The organism is Streptomyces sp. NPDC058008, from assembly GCF_042886395.1.
Classification (GTDB): domain Bacteria; phylum Actinomycetota; class Actinomycetes; order Streptomycetales; family Streptomycetaceae; genus Streptomyces.
Map to the genome: position 1 here is coordinate 1,949 of NZ_JBHVQX010000026.1, position 16,482 is coordinate 18,430.

General features: G+C 73.8%; 17 protein-coding genes. 9 read left to right on the top strand and 8 right to left on the bottom strand.

Annotated features, from left to right (window positions below):
* Positions 1-128: 128 nt before the first annotated feature.
* The 7 genes from ACFVS9_RS24510 to pcaH all read right to left on the bottom strand — a co-directional run bounded on the left by ACFVS9_RS24510 (position 129) and on the right by pcaH (position 6,101).
* On the bottom strand, positions 129-767 hold the full coding sequence (locus tag ACFVS9_RS24510) for a DUF305 domain-containing protein (protein WP_383116998.1): 639 nt from the start codon (positions 765-767) through the stop codon (positions 129-131).
* Entirely contained in the window at positions 764-1,414 is a 651-nt protein-coding gene (locus ACFVS9_RS24515) for a DUF3105 domain-containing protein (RefSeq protein ID WP_389935446.1), read from the bottom strand. Before ACFVS9_RS24515 ends, ACFVS9_RS24510 begins: the two co-directional genes overlap by 4 nt.
* 185 nt (positions 1,415-1,599) lie before the next feature.
* The gene (locus ACFVS9_RS24520; protein ID WP_383117000.1) at positions 1,600-2,028 is read right to left on the bottom strand and encodes a hypothetical protein; all 429 of its coding nucleotides are present in this window, start codon (positions 2,026-2,028) and stop codon (positions 1,600-1,602) included.
* A 140-nt stretch (positions 2,029-2,168) separates the two neighbouring features.
* Positions 2,169-3,416, bottom strand: a complete 1,248-nt coding sequence (pcaD, locus tag ACFVS9_RS24525) for a 3-oxoadipate enol-lactonase (RefSeq protein ID WP_389935449.1) — start codon at positions 3,414-3,416, stop codon at positions 2,169-2,171.
* Complete coding sequence (gene pcaB, locus ACFVS9_RS24530) at positions 3,413-4,741, bottom strand: 3-carboxy-cis,cis-muconate cycloisomerase (protein ID WP_389935452.1); 1,329 nt, start codon at positions 4,739-4,741, stop codon at positions 3,413-3,415. The genes pcaD and pcaB overlap by 4 nt, the downstream gene beginning before the upstream one ends.
* Positions 4,741-5,316 (bottom strand): protocatechuate 3,4-dioxygenase subunit alpha, encoded by a 576-nt coding sequence (gene pcaG / locus ACFVS9_RS24535; protein WP_383117003.1) that lies wholly within the window; start codon positions 5,314-5,316, stop codon positions 4,741-4,743. Before pcaG ends, pcaB begins: the two co-directional genes overlap by 1 nt.
* Positions 5,316-6,101, bottom strand: coding sequence for a protocatechuate 3,4-dioxygenase subunit beta (gene pcaH / locus ACFVS9_RS24540; protein WP_389935456.1), 786 nt, complete (start codon positions 6,099-6,101; stop codon positions 5,316-5,318). The genes pcaG and pcaH overlap by 1 nt, the downstream gene beginning before the upstream one ends.
* Before the next feature lie 184 nt (positions 6,102-6,285).
* On the opposite strand from pcaH, the gene ACFVS9_RS24545 reads away from it, so the two are divergent.
* Positions 6,286-6,750: a MarR family winged helix-turn-helix transcriptional regulator gene (locus ACFVS9_RS24545; protein ID WP_383117005.1), complete on the top strand. Its 465-nt coding sequence runs from the start codon at positions 6,286-6,288 to the stop codon at positions 6,748-6,750.
* 9 nt (positions 6,751-6,759) lie between these two features.
* Here the strand turns inward: ACFVS9_RS24545 and ACFVS9_RS24550 are convergent, their stop codons facing one another.
* Positions 6,760-7,512: a VOC family protein gene (locus tag ACFVS9_RS24550; protein WP_389935459.1), complete on the bottom strand. Its 753-nt coding sequence runs from the start codon at positions 7,510-7,512 to the stop codon at positions 6,760-6,762.
* 142 nt (positions 7,513-7,654) lie between these two features.
* Between ACFVS9_RS24550 and ACFVS9_RS24555 the strand changes: the two genes are divergently transcribed.
* From ACFVS9_RS24555 to ACFVS9_RS24590, 8 genes are all read left to right on the top strand, one after another.
* The gene (locus ACFVS9_RS24555; protein ID WP_383117007.1) at positions 7,655-9,352 is read left to right on the top strand and encodes an FUSC family protein; all 1,698 of its coding nucleotides are present in this window, start codon (positions 7,655-7,657) and stop codon (positions 9,350-9,352) included.
* The gene (locus tag ACFVS9_RS24560) at positions 9,349-9,852 is read left to right on the top strand and encodes a MarR family winged helix-turn-helix transcriptional regulator (protein ID WP_389935462.1); all 504 of its coding nucleotides are present in this window, start codon (positions 9,349-9,351) and stop codon (positions 9,850-9,852) included. The genes ACFVS9_RS24555 and ACFVS9_RS24560 overlap by 4 nt, the downstream gene beginning before the upstream one ends.
* A 617-nt stretch (positions 9,853-10,469) precedes the next feature.
* Positions 10,470-12,098 (top strand): sensor histidine kinase, encoded by a 1,629-nt coding sequence (locus ACFVS9_RS24565; protein ID WP_389935465.1) that lies wholly within the window; start codon positions 10,470-10,472, stop codon positions 12,096-12,098.
* A complete protein-coding gene (locus ACFVS9_RS24570; RefSeq protein ID WP_014152870.1) occupies positions 12,095-12,502 on the top strand; it encodes a roadblock/LC7 domain-containing protein in 408 nt (135 codons plus the stop codon). The genes ACFVS9_RS24565 and ACFVS9_RS24570 overlap by 4 nt, the downstream gene beginning before the upstream one ends.
* Entirely contained in the window at positions 12,499-12,867 is a 369-nt protein-coding gene (locus ACFVS9_RS24575; RefSeq protein ID WP_383117010.1) for a DUF742 domain-containing protein, read from the top strand. The genes ACFVS9_RS24570 and ACFVS9_RS24575 overlap by 4 nt, the downstream gene beginning before the upstream one ends.
* Positions 12,848-13,462, top strand: a complete 615-nt coding sequence (locus tag ACFVS9_RS24580) for an ATP/GTP-binding protein (RefSeq protein ID WP_389935468.1) — start codon at positions 12,848-12,850, stop codon at positions 13,460-13,462. Before ACFVS9_RS24575 ends, ACFVS9_RS24580 begins: the two co-directional genes overlap by 20 nt.
* Before the next feature lie 84 nt (positions 13,463-13,546).
* Positions 13,547-15,049 carry a cytochrome P450 gene (locus tag ACFVS9_RS24585; RefSeq protein ID WP_389935471.1) on the top strand — a complete coding sequence of 501 codons (1,503 nt, stop codon included), beginning with the start codon at positions 13,547-13,549 and terminating at the stop codon, positions 15,047-15,049.
* An 82-nt stretch (positions 15,050-15,131) separates the two neighbouring features.
* On the top strand, positions 15,132-16,478 hold the full coding sequence (locus ACFVS9_RS24590; RefSeq protein WP_389935474.1) for a 6-phospho-beta-glucosidase: 1,347 nt from the start codon (positions 15,132-15,134) through the stop codon (positions 16,476-16,478).
* Positions 16,479-16,482: the final 4 nt, after the last annotated feature.

The following is a 16,482-nucleotide window of genomic DNA, read 5'->3' on the forward strand; positions in this document are numbered from 1 at the left end:
CGGGCTGCGCTGGGTGCGCCCGGGGGGGGCCCTCCTGGCCCCGCTCGCCGCCGCCGCTGGGCCGCTCGCGCCCGCCGCGGGGGGGGGGGGGGGGGCCGCGCCCCCCCCGCCCCGGTCCCCGCAGGCACTCAGGGCTGCGCGCCCCTGGCCTTCAGCATGTCCGCCATGAGCGAGATCTCCGACTCCTGGGCACGGGCCATGCCCGCCGCCAGACCCCTGATCCCGTCCGTGCCCGCCGCACCTGCCGCCGCCCGTGCCATGTCGGCACCCGCGCGGTGGTGGACGGTCATCAGGCGCAGGAACAGCACCTCGGCGTCCCTGCCCTCGGCCGCGCGCAGCCGGTCCAGCTCGGTGTCCGTCGCCATGCCCGGCATGAGCGAGCCGTCGGACGCCGTGACCGGGTGGCCCATCCACTCCATCGGCGGCCGGTCCGAACTCTTCGGCCTGCCCCAGGACTCCAGCCAGCCCAGCATCATGCCGCGCTGGTTGGCCTGGGTGTTGATGATGTCGTAGGCGAGCCGGCGCACGTCCTCGTCATCGGTGCGGTCCCGGACGATGAAGGCCATCTCCACCGCCTGCTGGTGGTGGACCGACATGTCCCGGGCGAAGCCCACATCGGCCGAGGCCTCGGCGGGGGCGGCCGCGGTGCCGGCCGGGGACGCCGCCGAGGGCCGTACGACCATCAGCAGGACGAGCCCCACGGCCAGGGCGAACACCGCGGCCCCCGCCCACACCAGCGAACGGGGAGCGCGGACCCCCGCACTCACTTGGCGACCCCGCCGGAGCAGGCGGCGCCCGGCTCCGGGGTCTGCGCGCCCTGGACGTACTTGGTGAAGAACTGGGCGACCCGGGCGTCCGTGGCGCTCTTCACGGTGAGCTGCTTGCCCCAGGCGCTCAGCATCAGCGGGTCCTTCTGGTCGGTCACCGGGCTCATCAGCGAGTAGGGGGTCCTGGCCACGCGCTCGGAGAGCGCCGTGACGTCGGCCTCCGCCGCCTTGTCGTTGTACGTGACCCACACGGCGCCGTGCTCCAGGGAGTGGACGGCGTTCTCCTTCGGTATCGCCTCGGTGTAGACGTCGGCGTCGCAGTTCATCCAGACCGGGTTGTGGTTGCCGCCGACGGGCGGGTTCATCGGGTAGTCCACGGGCGTCTCGACGTGGTCCTGGGTCAGGTCGTCCCAGGACTTCTCACCCGTGACGGGGGAGGTCCTGGCCTGCTCCTCGGCCTGGTCCTTCTCGTCGGCGGCCGACATCAGGTAGCCGCCCCCGGCGACGAGGCCGGCGAGCACGGCCACGGCCGCGGTGATGGTGATGATCCGGCTGCGGCGCTCACGGGCCCGCTCCTTGCGGCGGGCCTCGTCGAGCTTGGCGCGGCGCGCGGCGGCAGAGCTGTTCTGGTTCTTGGCGGAAGCCATGTCAGGTCCTCGGGTTCGGCGGATCGCGTGCGCGCGGGGGCGCGCCACGCGGTAAACGGCTTACGGGAGCCCGCCCCCGGCGCATCGGCGGCGCGGAAGGGGGATCCGGGGGCCTCGGGGTGTCCGTGGAGTACCGCCGTACGCCCATGGGGCGCGGCCCGCGGCGGGACCCCGGGGGACACCCTCTAGATCCGCTGTACCTGGAGACGCAGTTGGTCGACGGCGCCCACACCGTCGTTCGAGGGGCCCCGGATCACCGCGGCCCCGGTGAGCGGCGCGGTCCTGGGGGCCGCCGAGGGGCAGGGCAGGGCGAGAGGGGCGGGGTGGCCGGGCAGGACGACGGCCGCCGAACGGTCCGCCGTTCCGTGGCAGGAGCTGCCGGCCCCGCGTTCGTCCGGGGCGTCGGCCACGACCACCGACACGGCGGCCGAGGGCGCGGGGGTGAAGGCCCTTGCCGCCCCGGCGGACGGGACCTCGGCACGGGACGAGGCCGGGCCGGCCGGGGAGCAGCAGAGGAAGACCGCCAGGAGCATGAGTGCCCAGACCGGTGCGGCGAGCAGGCTGCCGCCCGGTCGCCGGTCCGTCCGCCCGCTTGCTCTGGTCATCGCCGCCATCGTAGATGGCGTGTGAAGGTTCAAACAGTTCGGCCCACGGTTCGGCGGGACCCCGGGTCCCGGTGCGGCGCCGGAACGGACGGCCCGGCGGTGGGACCCCGCGCGCACCCCCCGGGGGGCGCGCCCGGCGTACGCCGCGCCTACGTCCCCTCCGTGTCCTCCCGCCCCTCCGTGTCCTCCCGCCCCTCCGTGTCCTCCCGCCCCTCCGTGTCCTCCCGCCCCTCCGTGTCCTCCCGCCCCTCCGTGTCCCCCCGCTCCGTCCGCGCCGGTTCCGACAGCACCCGCTCGGCCACCGCGAACGCGGCGTTCGCCGCCGGGACCCCGCAGTAGACCCCCGTCTGCAACAGGGCGGCGCCGATCTCCCGAGGGCTGAGGCCGTTGCGCACCGCCGCGCGGACGTGCATCGCCAGCTCGCCGTGGTGGCCGTGCGCGACGAGCGCGGTCAGCGTGATCAGGCTGCGCTCGCGGCGGGACAGCGTCGGGTCGGTCCAGATCTCGCCCCAGGCGTAGCGGGAGATGAAGTCCTGGAAGGGCGCGGTGAACTCCGTGGTCGCCGCCTGCGCCCGGTCCACGTGCGCATCGCCGAGCACCTCCCGGCGCACCGCCGTCCCGCTCCCGCGCTCCCGGGGCGCGAAGTGGGCGCGCAGGGCCTCCCGTACGGCCTCGGGGCGTTCCGCCGGGGCGAGGTGGGAGGCGTGCGGCAGTTCGGTCAGCGCGGCGCCGGGGATCCCGTCGGCGATCTCCCGCGCGTGTGCCGGCGGCGTCGCCGGGTCCTCGCGGCCCGCGACGACGAGCGTGGGCGCCCGCACCCCGGACAGCCCGGGCCGCAGATCGCAGTCGGCGAGCGCGTCGCAGCAGGCGGCGTACGCTCCCGGGTCCGTGCCGAGGAGGTCGTCCAGCAGCCCCGGCTCGGTGAACCCGGGCGTGAACCAGCGGCCCGCCGCGCTCTCCGCGACCTTGCCGAGGCCCTCGGCGCGCACGAGCGCGGCCCGCTCCCGCCAGGGCCCGGGATCGCCGAAGTGGGCGGAGGAACAGACGACGGCCAGGCGGTCCACGCGTTCCGGGTGGTGGACGGCGAGCCAGAGGCCGACGGCACCGCCCAGCGACACCCCGGCGTACGAGAACCGCTCCAGGGACAGCGAGTCGGCCAGGTCCAGGACCAGCGTGCCCAGATCGGCGATGCGCGCACCGGGCCCGATCAGTCCGGCGGGCGAGCCGCCGTGGCCGGGGAGGTCCCACCGCAGCACCCGGTGGGTGACGGAGAGGTCCGGGGCGACCCCGTCCCAGAGCGCCGTGGAGGTGCCGAGCGACGGGCCGAGCAGGAGCGGGGGTGCGTGCGCGGGCCCTTCGGCGCGGTGGTGGAGCAGACGGGCGGGTGTCGTGGTCATCGGCGCTCCAGGGCGCGGTCGGTGAGAGGCCCGGCACAGCCGGTGTACCGGGCGGGGTCGGTCAGTTCCACGAGATCCAGGCCGTCGAAGGCGGGCTCCCCGGCGAGGATCTCCGCGAGCGGCCTGCCCTCGTCGCGCGCCCGGCCCGCCGCGGCGGTGAGGATCTCCTGGGCGCGCGCACGGCCCACCCGGTCACCGGCGACGGCGGCCAGCCGCTCCGAGACGATCAGTCCGCCGGTCAGCCCCAGGTGGCTCCGCATGGCCGAAGGGAACACCTTGAGCCCCCGGGCGAGTTCCGCCGAGTCCCGCGCGGCACCGCCGGCCAGGCGCAACAGGTCGCGCAGCGGCTCCCATTCGGCGTGCCAGGCCCCGGCGGGCCGCTCGTCCTCGGCGACGAGGGAGCCGTACAGCGTGGCCGCCAGCGCCGGTGCGCGGCGGGCGGCGGCGGCGATCAGGACGGCCCGCACCGGATTGGCCTTGTGCGGCATCGCGGAGGAGCCGCCGCCCGATCCCTCGGCCACCTCGGAGATCTCCGTACGGGACAGGGTCAGCACGTCGGCCGCCGTCTTTCCGAGCGCGCCCGCGGTGAAGGCGAGCGCCCCCGCCAGGTCGGCGACCGGGGTGCGCAGGGTGTGCCAGGGCAGCGGCGGTTCGGCCAGGCCCAGTTCCCGGGCGTACGCGGCGACGAGTCCGGGTCCCGCCGGGTCGCCGCCGGCCGTGGTGAAGGCGGCCAGCGTGCCCGCCGCGCCGCCCAGCTGGACGGGCAGCGCGTCGCGTACCGTCCGCAGCCGGTCGCGCGCGTCGAGCACCAGCGACCGCCACCCGGCGGCCTTCAGCCCGAAGGTCGTCGGGACGGCGTGCTGCGTCAGGGTGCGGCCCGGCATCGGCGTGTCCCGGTGGCCGGCCGCCAGCCGCCCCAGCGCACCCGCGGTCCGCTCCAGGTCGTCGAGGACGAGCGTCAGGGTCCGTGACGCCACCAGCATCGCCGCGGTGTCCAGGATGTCCTGGCTGGTCGCGCCCCGGTGGACGTACGGGCGCGCGTCCTCGCCGACCGCGGCCGAGAGGGCGGCGACCAGCGGAATGACCGGATTGCCGCCGGACCGCGCCCGCAGGGCCAGCTCCCGCACGTCGAACCGGCCGGCGTCCGCCGCCGCGGTGACCGCCCGCCCCGCTCCGGCGGGAGCGAGCCCGCAGGCGGCCCCGGCCCGGGTGAGCGCGGCCTCCGCGTCCAGCAGCGCCCGCAGGAAGGCCTGGTCGCCGGTGGCCGTCTCGGCGCCGGAGCCGGCCCTCCCGGGGGCGAGGAGGCCGGCATCGCTCTCGTGCATCAGCTGAACTCCAGGAAGACCGTCTCGTCATCGCCCTGGAGACGGATGTCGAAGCGGTAGGTACGGGGGTCCGTGCGTGTCGCGATCAGTGTCGCGCGCCGCCCCGCGTCCAGCGACTCCAGCACCGGGTCGGCCGTCGCGCCCGCACCCTCTTCCAGCAGGTCAGGGAGGTACACCCGGGTGTAGAGGTGGTGGACCAGGCCGCGGGCGAACACGGCCGCGCAGAGGTAGGGGACGCCGCCCGGCGGGAGCGTACGCACCACCCAGCGTCCGTCCGCGTCCGTCGGCGCGCGGCCGAAGCCGGTGAAGTCGACCCCGTTGCGTCCGATCACCCTGCCCGTGGCGGGGTCGTGCCGCAGCGAACCCGGGAGGCCGGCGCGTGATCCGTCGGGTGCGGGCTGCCAGGTCTCGACGATCGCGTCCGGCACCGGGTCGCCCCGGCCGTCGAGCACGTGCCCGTGGACGGTGACGGTGTCGGGGTGCCCGGCCGGGGCGACCTCGCCGCCGCCGGGGAAGGGCAGCGCGTAACCGTAGAAGGGGCCGACGGTCTGGGAGGGCGTGGGGGCGTGGGACATCAGTGATCGCCTTCTTCCTCGGTCCAGGTCGCGCACGGCCCGTCCAGGACGATGTCCCAGCGGTAGCCGAGCGACCGCTCGGGAACGGACAGCCCGTGGTCGTACGCCGAGACCAGCCGCTCGCGCGCGGCCCGGTCCGTGACGGAGCGGATCACCGGGTCGTAGGGGAGGAGCGGATCGCCGGGGAAGTACATCTGGGTGACCAGCCGCTGGCTGAACGACGTGCCGAACAGCGAGAAGTGGATGTGCGCGGGGCGCCAGGCGTTGGTGTGGTTGCGCCACGGGTAGGCGCCCGGTCTGACGGTCGTGAACGAGTACCCGCCGTCGTCGTCGGTCAGGCACCGCCCGAAGCCGGTGAAGTTGGGGTCGAGCGGGGCCGGGTGCTGGTCGAGCTGGTGCGCGTACCGCCCGGAGGCGTTGGCCTGCCACACCTCGACGAGCTGACCCCGCACCGGCCTGCCCGCCCTGTCCCGCACCCGGCCGGTGACCGTGATCCGCTCCCCGAGCGGCTCGCCGTCGTGCCGGGCGGTCAGGTCACGGTCCAGCGCGGTCACGTCCGTGACGCCGAAGGCCGGCCCGGACAGCTCGACCGCCTCCGGATCGCGCACGGGTATGAGCGCGCGGTGCGGATGACGGAAGTGGCTGCTGCGGTACGGGGGGTAGTCGCGCGGCGGATGGTGGGCACCCGGCTCCGCCGCCGCCTGGGCCCGGGCCACCTCGGCGTCGATCTCCTGCTGGCTCAGTCCGTCGGGCAGCGGATCTGCGGAAAGGTCACGTGCGGTCATGTCACGGCTCCGTGAGTCTGATAATGCTCAGTACACTGAGTAAAATGCGATGGCCATGAAGCTACCCAGGGCTTGTCGTTGGGGTCAAGACCCTCAGTACACTGTGTATTTCCGCCATCCGGCCGACCGGGCCGGCCGAGCCCGGAGCCGCCGGGCCGGCGGACGACAGGGAGGGGACGGTGCCGTGCAGGCGGTCGACCTGAGCATCCATCCGGGGCACCTGGCCCGACGGCTCCAGCAGGCGCACCACCTGCTGTGGAACACGATGGTCTCCCAGGAGATCACCTCACCCCAGTTCGCCGTGCTGAACGCCCTGACCGCCGAACCCGGCCTCGACCAGCGGACGGTGGGGGAGCGGGTCGGCCTCGACCGGTCCACCGTCGCCGAGGTGGTAGGCAGGCTGCTGCGCCGGGAGCTGCTGGACAAGGTCCGTGACCCGCTGGACGGACGGCGCTCCCTGCTCCGGCTCACGGACGAGGGCGCCCGCACCCACCGGCGCCTCGCCCGGCGCACGGCCGGGATGAACCAGGTCTTCCTCGGCCCGCTCTCCGCGGACGAGCAGCGGACGCTCTTCGACCTGATGCGCAGGGTGGCGGACGCCGCCGAGACCTTCCGGGTGCCGGAAGGGGCCGGGCCGCCGGGCCGGTGAGGGCGCCGCTCAGGGGGCGAGCACGCCGAACCCCGCCCCCTGGGGGTCGTGGAGCGTCGCGACACAGGGCCCGCCCGGGACCCGGACCGGGGGTGCCAGTGGCTCACCGCCCGCCGTCAGGGCCCTGGCCACGGTGTACTCGGTGTCGGACACCGTGAAGTAGGGGAGCCAGTGCGGTGGCGTCTCCGCCTGCTCGTCGTCGTCCTGCTCCTTCACGCCGCCGAAGTCGGCACCGGCCACGCCCCAGTGGGTGAAGCGCTCGGAGGCGTCCACGCTCCAGCCGAACACCGCCCGGTAGAAGGTGAGGGCGCCCCGCGGGTCGGAGGTGCGGAGCTCGGTCCAGCCGAGCGTCCCCGGGGCGTTGAAACGCCCCGCGCCGGGGAAGCCGCGGGCCTGCCAGAGGGCGAACACCGCGCCGGCCGGATCGGCGGCCACCGCGAACCTTCCCCGGTCGAGGACGTCCAGCGGGTCCACCAGCACCGTGCCGCCCGCCGACCGGACGGCACCGGCCGACGCGTCCGCGTCCTCGGTGGCGAACGAGAGGGTCCAGGCCGGCAGCTGCCCCGGGTCGCGGAGGGGGCTCAGGGCCGCGACGGCGTCCTCGCCGAGGCGCGCCGTCGTGTACCCGCCCGCCTCGGGCCGTGGATCGGTCTCGGACCGCCACCCGAACAGCCCCGCGTAGAAGGCCCGGGCGGCCGGCACGTCCGAGGTCGCCAGCCCGGCCCAGCAGGGGCCGCCGGGCACCGGTCCGGTGAGCTTCACGCTGATTCCTCCCGGGGCGGGCGGTCCGTCACGTTCCTACGCTGTCGTGCAGCACGCTAGGGCCGTCCGGGAGCGGCGGCGACCCGGGGCGGCCGGACCGGGAAAGATGTTTTACGTGTGTAACACCTGTTAAAGTAAATGAGTGAGTGATACAGCTGTGCGACCCCGGAAGCGATCCGTCCACAAACTGCCGGTCACCGGTCTCCTGCGGCTGAACAGCCCGGCGGAGACCTGGTACAAGCCCGCGCTGAGCGTGGTCGTGGCCTCGGCCGTCCCGAATCTGCTGCTGTACTCCCTCGGCCGGCTCGACCTGGTCATGTACACGATGGCGGGATCGCTCTGCGCCCTCTACGGGCACAACCTGCCGTACGCCCGCCGGGCCCACACCGTTCCGCGCGTCGTCCTGGGCATGGCGGCGGGCCTCGCGGTCGCCCTGGTCACGGCCTCGCTCACCGGCTCGACCGCCGTGCTGATCGCCGTCGGCGCGCTGCTCGCGGCCGTGCAGAAGACCTTCTGCGACGCCACCCGCATCGGTCCGCCCGGCAACGTGATCTTCGCCTTCGTCACCTCGGCGGCGCTCTTCGCGCCGCAGGAGCTCGGGCAGGTGCCGGCGCACATGGCCCTGATGCTGGCGGCGGGCGCCTTCGCCTGGCTCGTCACCGCGGGCCCCGCCCTGTGGCACCGGGAGGGACCCGAGCGGCTCGCCACCGCCCGCGCGCTCGACGCCGCGGCGGCGTACGCGGCGGATCCGGGCGCCCGGAGCCGGCACGCCGCCGCGGCGGCGGTCCAGGGCGCCTGGCAGTCGCTGCTGGCCTCCGGCCGCCCCACCCCCGTGCGCCAGGGGCTCGAACGGCTCGTCGTCCACGCCGAGCGCGCCCTCGCCACCACCTCGGCCGGGGGGACCGCCGCCGACCCCGGCGAGCTGCGCCGCTGGGCGGCGCAGACCCGAAGCCGCGGTCCCGTCCCCGGACCGCCGCCCGCGCCCGGCACCGTCGAGCAGCTCTTCGGGATCGACGCCGAACGCGCCGGACAGCGGATGCGGCGCGGCAGGCGCGAGGCCCGGCGCCGGCTGCTGCGCGCGCTCGGCCCCGGCTCCCCGGTGCTGCCGGTCGCCGTCCGCACGCTCGTCGGCTGCGCCCTGGCCGGGTACGTCTCCTCGGCGCTCGGCGTCGGTCACCCGTACTGGGCCATCGTCACCGCGGCGTCCGTCTACCAGCCCAACCTCGCCCTCTCCTGGAGCAGGGCCGTGCAGCGGACCGTCGGCAACCTCCTCGGGGTGCTGGTCTTCGCCGCCGTCATCCCCCTCGCGCGGGTCGGACCGCTCGCCCTCGTCCTGTGCGTGCTGTTCTTCAACTTCGCCGCCGAGGCCCTGATCACCCGCAACTACTGGCTCGGCTCCATCGCCGTGACACCGATGGCCCTGCTGATCCTGGAGTTCGGCGGATTCCAGCCGGCCGGTCAGCTCGTCACGGACCGCGCCCTGGACACCCTCGTCGGCGTGGCGGTCGGCTTCCTCGCCGCGATCGCCGTCACCAACCGCCGGGCGTCCGGCCGGGTGGAGCGCGCCCTCGCCGCGGCGGGGGAGGCCCGGGACCGTGCCGAGCGGGTGGTCGCCGACCCCGCGGCCGACGCCCTCACGCTCGAAGCGGCGCGCAGGAGGCTGACCGCCTCCCTCGTCGAGCTGCGCGACGCGGGTGACGTCGCGTCCGGCGAATGGTGGCAGCGCGCCCTCCCCGAGGAGGAACTGCTCGCCGCCGAACAGGCGGGACACCGTACGCTCGCCGCGACAGCACGACGGCAGGGCCTGCTCACCCTGCCCCCGGCGAACGGAGCGGTGTGACCGACGACATCGTGGCCTCGGTGGTACGGCAGTGGCAGGCCGTCAACCCGGGGCTGGACACGGGACCGATGGAGGTCATCGGCCGCATCAACCGCTGCGCGGCCCTCCTCCAGCAGGCCGAGGACGCCCCGCTGCGGGCGGCCGGCCTGACCCGTGCCGAATTCGACCTGCTCGGCGCGCTGCGGCGCACCAACCGCGAGCTCACCCCGGGGGAACTGGCCCGCGAGACCTTCTCGTCCGGGGCCGCCGTCACGAAGCGGCTGCGTTCCCTCCAGGAGTCCGGCCTGGTCGGCCGCCGCAGCGATGCCAGGGACCGCAGGGTCGCCCACCTCGGGCTGACGGAGGCGGGGCGCGAGCTGGTCGACCGGCTGCTGCCCGAACAGCTCGCCTACGAACGGTCGGTGCTCTCCGGACTCGACGAGGAGACCCGCGAGGGTCTCGGCGCACAGCTCGGTGAGCTGCTGGTGCAGCTGGAGGGCCGGCTCGGCGGACGCCGCTGACACCGGAGGGGTGACGGTCCGGCGGAGGAGGCACCGCCGGACCGTCCCGGATGGAGGGGGCGAACCTCACTCTGGGTGAGCGCCCTTTGGGGTGCAAGCGACCGCCGGTCCAGCGGTCCGATGTTCGGCACGCGTACCGGGCGGCACCCCGGGCCACACCCTTCGCACAGGGGTTCGTCGCTCAGGAATCTGCACCTTTCGATCTGATTCGATCGCATGTGCGCTTGTCCTGCTCTGCGGTGCGCGAATATTCGTACGAGCCACGCTTTCCCGCTCGCGTGTTCCCATAAATTTGCGTTCTCACTGGAAATTGGCAGCCCGTCAGTGCCGCTCCCGTTGACCAGGTGTCCCTCAGGGAGGGACACCTCTGTCGTCTTTCTGCCCATTTATGGCGCGCGTCACTCCCCGCACACGGTCGGCAGCGGTGAGTGTGAAAACTGGTGAGTGTATTACCGCCGACGGGCTCGCGCAGGGGGTTGGGCGAATATGCCGAGACACTGTTCTGATCTGGCTAGGCTCACGCGCAGTGAAGTCGAGTTGATATGAATTCGAGCGCTTGTTCACAACTATCCGTTCAAGTGCGTATACCTCCCGAAATCAACCGCCAGAGGGTTTAGATGGTCCGTGTTGAATCACCGCCGACCAAAAGAGACATCCCCGTAGTCCGGGCAGCACTCCTGCCCGTCGTGCTCATGGCATGCGCCACCGCGGCCGGTGCGGTGCCGGTCACCGGGGCCGTACGGGCGGCAGTCGTCTGGTGCGGTGCGATCGCCACCGTGGTGGTCGCCGCGCTCGCCGTCGTACTGAACCGCCGGCGCCGTGCGATGCGCGTCCAGCGCGCCGCGTACGAACAGCGCATCGCCTTCCTGGAGCGCCGGATCGCCTCGCACGACCGGGAGACCGAACGCCTCAGCAAGGAACTCCTGCCCGCCGCGATCCGCCGGCTGCGCGCCAGCAACTCGCCGCAGGAGGTGATGCGCGACATCGTCGACGCCGACGAGACCTACCGCGACCTCCCCAAGGCGCAGCGGGCCCTGGTGCTCCAGGTGCTCGACATCATCGACAACGAGGAGGCGATGCGTGACTCCGCGCAGCGCGCCTTCGTCAGCGTCGCCCGCCGGGTCCAGGCCATCGTCCACCGCCAGGCCAGTGAGCTGCGGGAGATGGAGGACCACCACGGGCGCAACCCCGACGTCTTCGACGACCTCCTCCGCATCGACCACGGCACCGCCCTGATCGGCCGGCTCGCGGACTCCATCGCCGTGCTCGGCGGTGCGCGCCCCAGCCGCCAGTGGCCCAAGGCCGTACCGCTGTTCAGCGTGCTGCGCGGCGCGATGTCCCGGATCCTGGAGTACCAGCGTGTCGATCTGCACTCGATCGCCAAGGTCGCCATCGTCGGCACCGCGGTCGAGCCGCTCATCCACGCCTGTGCCGAACTCCTCGACAACGCCACGCGCTACTCGCCGCCCCAGACCCGGGTGCACGTCACCGCCGTCGAGGTGCAGACCGGCATCGCCATCGAGATCGAGGACGGCGGTGTCAGCCTCAGCGAAGAGGCCCGAGTGAGGGCCGAGAACATGCTCGCCCAGGCCCGCGCCGGCATCAACATGAACGACCTCGGGGAGTCCCCCCGGCTCGGCATGGCCGTGGTCGGCCGACTCGCCCGCATGTACCAACTCCAGGTATCCCTGCGGCAGTCAGCGTACGGAGGGGTCCGCGCCGTACTCATCGTGCCGCGCGACATGATCACCACCGGCCCCGCTCCGGGCATCGCCCACGGCATCGGCGCCACCTCGCGGCCGCAGAGCTCGCTCGACATGTCGCAGATGCAGCACGTCGTCCCCCCGCGCGGCAAGAACAAGGTACGGCCCGCCGCGACCGGTCCCGTCCCCTCGCTCGCGTCGCCCGCGCCCGCGCCGGCCCCGGCGGCCTCCGCCGCCCGGTCCGCGCCCGCCCAGGCGGCCATGGGCGACGACGAGATCGTCGTGACGGAGTGGACCGACGGCGGGCTCCCGCAGCGCCGCAGCCGAGGGCGCGCCCCCCTCGGTTCGCACAACCTCCCGCAGCAGTCCGCGCCGGCCGCCGAGCCCGTCGCGCGCAACGGGCACAACGGGCACGGCGGTGGCGGCACGGCACCGCCCGGGCTCTGGCTGGAGGCCTTCACCCAGGCCGTCAACGGAGTGCCCAAGGAGCCGACGAACGACACAGACCCTGACGACGTGTGGGACAAGGGAGACGAGAAGTGATCCAGCAGCGGGGAAACATGGACTGGATGCTCAAGGAACTGGCCGACGACGTACCGAGCATCCACCAGATCGTGGTGCTCTCCGCCGACGGCCTGCGGATCGCCCGGCACGGCGGCGACCCCGACGTCGCCGACCGCCTCGCCGCCGCCTGCGCCGGACTGCAGAGCCTGGCCGCCGCCGTCGCCACCGAGATCCCGTACAGCGACGGCCTGATGAAGCTCGTCGTCATCGAGGTCACCGGCGGGTTCTTCTACCTGATGGCCGCGGGCGCGGGTGCCTACCTCGCGGTCCTCGCCGGCGAGACGGTCGACGCCGGACTCGTGGGGGCCCGCATGCGGGACATGGTCGTCCGCATCGGCGCGCACCTGACGAGTCCTCCGCGCCACGACGGGCAGGCCGGATGAGTCCTCCCCGACGAGAACGCCGAAAGGCCGACCCGGCGGTGAGCGACCCGGAACGGCTGTACGTGATCACCGGCGCCCCCGACGGCGGGAGAGCGGCGCTCGACCTCGTCACCATGGTGGTGGCGCAGGCCGAGCCGTCGCCGACGGTGCAGCCCGAGCAGGCCGCGATCCTGCGGCTCTGCAAGGCGCCGCTGTCCGTCGCCGAGATCTCGGCCTACCTGAGCCTCCCCTTCAGCGTGGTCACCTCGCTCCTGACAGAACTCCTGGCGACCGAGCTGGTCGAATCGCGCGCGCCCATCGTCCGCGCGGCGCTTCCGGACCGGTCCCTCCTCGAAGCGGTGATGCATGGACTTCAGAAGCTCTGACACGATCACGGGCCCCCGCAGCGAGGACGTCCTCCCCGACACGGCCACGGCCGCGGTGAAGGTCGTCGTCGTCGGCGGGTTCGGGGTCGGCAAGACGACCATGGTCGGATCGGTCAGCGAGATCCGGCCCCTGACGACCGAAGAGACCATGACCCAGGCCGGTGTCGGCGTGGACGACAACGTGGGGGTGGAGACCAAGACCGCCACCACCGTCGCCATGGACTTCGGCCGGATCAGCCTCAGCGACGAACTGATCCTCTACCTGTTCGGAACGCCCGGCCAGGAACGCTTCTGGTTCCTGTGGAACGGGCTCTTCGAAGGAGCGCTCGGGGCCGTCGTCCTCATCGACACCCGGCGCCTCCAGGTCAGCTTCGACGTCATCGGCAGGCTGGAGGAGCGCGGCGTGCCCTTCGTCGTGGCCGTCAACACCTTCCCCGGCGCGCCGCGGCACCCCGTCGAGGCCCTGCGCGCCGCCCTGGACCTCCCGGACGAGGTTCCGATGATCGACTGCGACGCCCGGCTGCGCGCGTCCAGCCGCGATGTGCTGATGACCCTGATGCGCTACCTGCACAACATCGCCGTCCCGCTCGCCTGACGACGGCATGTACCGCCCCCTTCCCGTGAACGGGCCCTGTCCCTCCTTCGCCCGTTCCCGGGACGCCTTATCCCTGGAGCCACTGTGACAACCCCCTTCCAGCACGAACCCGCCTCGGCCACCGGCCCGGTGCCGCCCCCGCAGTGCCCCGCGCACGGCATGGGCACCGGGCCCGGCGGACTGCGCCGGCTGTACGGTCCCGAGGCGGAGGCCGACCCGGCGGGCCTGTACGAGAAGCTGCGCGCCGAACACGGTTCGGTGGCGCCCGTCCTGCTCCACGAGGACGTCCCCGCCTGGCTGGTGCTCGGGCACAGCGAGAACCTCCACATGACCCGCACGCCTTCGCAGTTCTCCCGCGACTCGCGGAGGTGGCGCGGCCTTCAGGACGGCAGCGTGGCCCCCGACCACCCGCTCGCCCCGCTCTTCACCTGGCAGCCGGTGTGTTCCTTCGCCGAGGGCACCACCCACGAACGGCTGCGCGGCGCGGTCACCGACAGCATGGCGCGCATCGACACCCGGGGCGTGCGCCGCCACATCAACCGGTACTCCAACCGGCTCGTCAACGACTTCTGCGGCGAGGGCCGGGCCGAGCTGGTCAGCCAGTTCGCCGAGCGGCTCCCCATGATGGTGATGTGCGCGATCATCGGCATGCCCGAGGAGTACGGCGACCGCCTGGTGCAGGCCGCCCGCGACATGACCCGGGGCTCGGAGACCGCCGTCGCGAGCAACGCCTACGTCATCGGCGCCCTGGACCGGCTCGTCCAGCGGCGCCGGGAGGTCCCCGCCGAGGACTTCGCCACCTGGCTCGTCGAGCACCCCGCCGGCCTCACCGACAAGGAGGTCAGCGAGCACCTGCGGGTGGTCCTGATCGTGGCCTACGAGACGACCACCAACCTCATCGCCAACGTCCTGCGCATGGTCCTCACGGACCCCCGCTTCCGGGCCAGGCTCAGCGGCGGGCACATGACGGTGCCCGAGGCGGTCGAGCAGACCCTGTGGGACGAACCGCCGTTCACCTCGGTCCTCGGCCGCTGGGCGGTGGGCGACACCGAGCTCGGCGGGCAGCAGATCAAGGCCGGAGACGCCCTGATCGTCGGCATCGCGCCGGCCAACACGGATCCCGCCGTGCGGCCCGACCTGACCGTCAGCATGGAGGGCAACCGCGCCCACCTGGCGTTCAGCAGCGGCCCGCACGAGTGCCCCGGCCAGGACATCGGACGCGCCATCGCCGACGTGGGGGTCGACGCCCTGCTGATGCGCCTGCCCGACCTCGGGCTCGCCGTCGAGGAGAAGCAGCTGAGCTGGGCGGGGAACTTCATGTCCCGGCACCTGGTGGACCTGCCGGCCACGTTCGGCCCCACCCCGCAGCAGGAGATCGACGCCGAACCGCTGCCCGCGGTGGCCCGGTCCCGGTCGCAGGGCGACTGGGTGGTGTCGTCGCCCACCGTCCCCGAGCCGGCGCCCGCCACGACCGGCGCGGCCGCCGCACCCGGCACGCCCCCCGGCGAGGAGGCCGCCGTTCCGGCGCAACGCGGTGGACCGTCGAAGGCCTGGCGCGCCGTCGTGCGCTGGTGGAGCGGCCACTGACAGCCGTGCGACCGCTCGGTTCGGGCGCCCCGGGCCGCCGGGTCCGGGGCGCCGGGCTCCCCTCCCCGTACCATCGAGCAGCGTGAAGCTGACAATTCTTGGTGGCGGCGGATTCCGGGTCCCTCTCGTGTACGGGGCGCTGCTCGGCGACCACGCCGAAGGGCGCGTCTCGCGCGTGACGCTGTACGACACGGACGCGGACCGGCTCACCGCCGTCGCACGCGTCCTGGCCGAACAGGCGGCCGGTGTCCGGGACGCACCCGCCGTCCACACCACCGGCGACCTCGACGAGGCCCTGCGAGGAGCGGACTTCGTCTTCTCCGCGATCCGGGTCGGCGGCCTCGCCGGCCGGGCGGCCGACGAACGCGTCGCGCTCGACGAGGGGGTCCTGGGCCAGGAGACGGTCGGGGCGGGCGGCATCGCCTACGGGCTGCGCACCGTCCCCGTCGCCACCGGCATCGCCCGCCGCATCGCCCGCCTCGCGCCGGAGGCGTGGGTCATCAACTTCACCAATCCGGCGGGCCTGGTCACCGAGGCGATGTCCCGGCACCTGGGCGACCGCGTCATCGGCATCTGCGACTCGCCGGTGGGGCTCGGCCGGCGGATCGCCCGGGCCCTGGGCGCGGACCCGGACCGGGCCCGCGTCGACTACGCCGGGCTCAACCACCTCGGCTGGGTGCGCGGGATCCGGATCGACGGACGCGACGAACTCCCGCGCCTGCTCGCCGATCCCGCGCTGCTCGGCTCCTTCGAGGAGGGCCGGCTCTTCGGGGCGGACTGGCTGCGGTCGCTGGGCGGGATCCCCAACGAGTACCTGCACTACTACTACTTCGCCCGGGAGGCCGTCCGCGCCTACCAGGACGCCGAGCAGACCCGCGGCGCCTTCCTCCGCGACCAGCAGGAGGGCTTCTACGCCCGGATGAAGGACCCGGCCGCCCCGCCGCTGGCCACCTGGGACCGTACGCGTGCCGAACGCGAGGCGACGTACATGGCCGAGAACCGTGACGTGGCCGGGGCCGGTGAGCGCGAGGAGGGCGATCTGGAGTCCGGGGGCTACGAGCAGGTCGCCCTCGCGCTGATGAGGGCGATCGCCCGCGACGAACGCACCTCGCTGATCCTCGACGTCCGCAACCGGAGCACCCTGCCGGTCCTCGACGCGGACGCCGTCGTCGAAGTGCCGTGCCTCGTCGACGCCAACGGCGCGCTTCCCCTGGCCGCCGACCCGCTCCCGTACCACGCGGTCGGGCTGGTCACCGCGGTCAAGGCCGTGGAGCGCGCGGTGCTCGAAGCGGCGGAGAGCGGTTCCCGGTCCGCGGCCGTGCGGGCCTTCGCCCTGCACCCGCTGGTCGACTCCGTCTCCGTGGCCCGCCGCCTCGTCGAGGGCTACACCGGGGTACACCCCGGACTCGCCTATCTCGACCGGCCCTGAGCGG

Coding starts and splice junctions, on each gene's coding strand:
- pcaB (WP_389935452.1), bottom strand. CDS start 4,741: ATGCACGAGAGCGATGCCGGCCTCCTCGCCCCCGGGAGGGCCGGCTCC.
- ACFVS9_RS24515 (WP_389935446.1), bottom strand. CDS start 1,414: ATGGCTTCCGCCAAGAACCAGAACAGCTCTGCCGCCGCGCGCCGCGCC.
- pcaH (WP_389935456.1), bottom strand. CDS start 6,101: ATGACCGCACGTGACCTTTCCGCAGATCCGCTGCCCGACGGACTGAGC.
- ACFVS9_RS24565 (WP_389935465.1), top strand. CDS start 10,470: ATGGTCCGTGTTGAATCACCGCCGACCAAAAGAGACATCCCCGTAGTC.
- ACFVS9_RS24520 (WP_383117000.1), bottom strand. CDS start 2,028: ATGGCGGCGATGACCAGAGCAAGCGGGCGGACGGACCGGCGACCGGGC.
- ACFVS9_RS24575 (WP_383117010.1), top strand. CDS start 12,499: ATGAGTCCTCCCCGACGAGAACGCCGAAAGGCCGACCCGGCGGTGAGC.
- pcaD (WP_389935449.1), bottom strand. CDS start 3,416: ATGACCACGACACCCGCCCGTCTGCTCCACCACCGCGCCGAAGGGCCC.
- pcaG (WP_383117003.1), bottom strand. CDS start 5,316: ATGTCCCACGCCCCCACGCCCTCCCAGACCGTCGGCCCCTTCTACGGT.
- ACFVS9_RS24580 (WP_389935468.1), top strand. CDS start 12,848: ATGGACTTCAGAAGCTCTGACACGATCACGGGCCCCCGCAGCGAGGAC.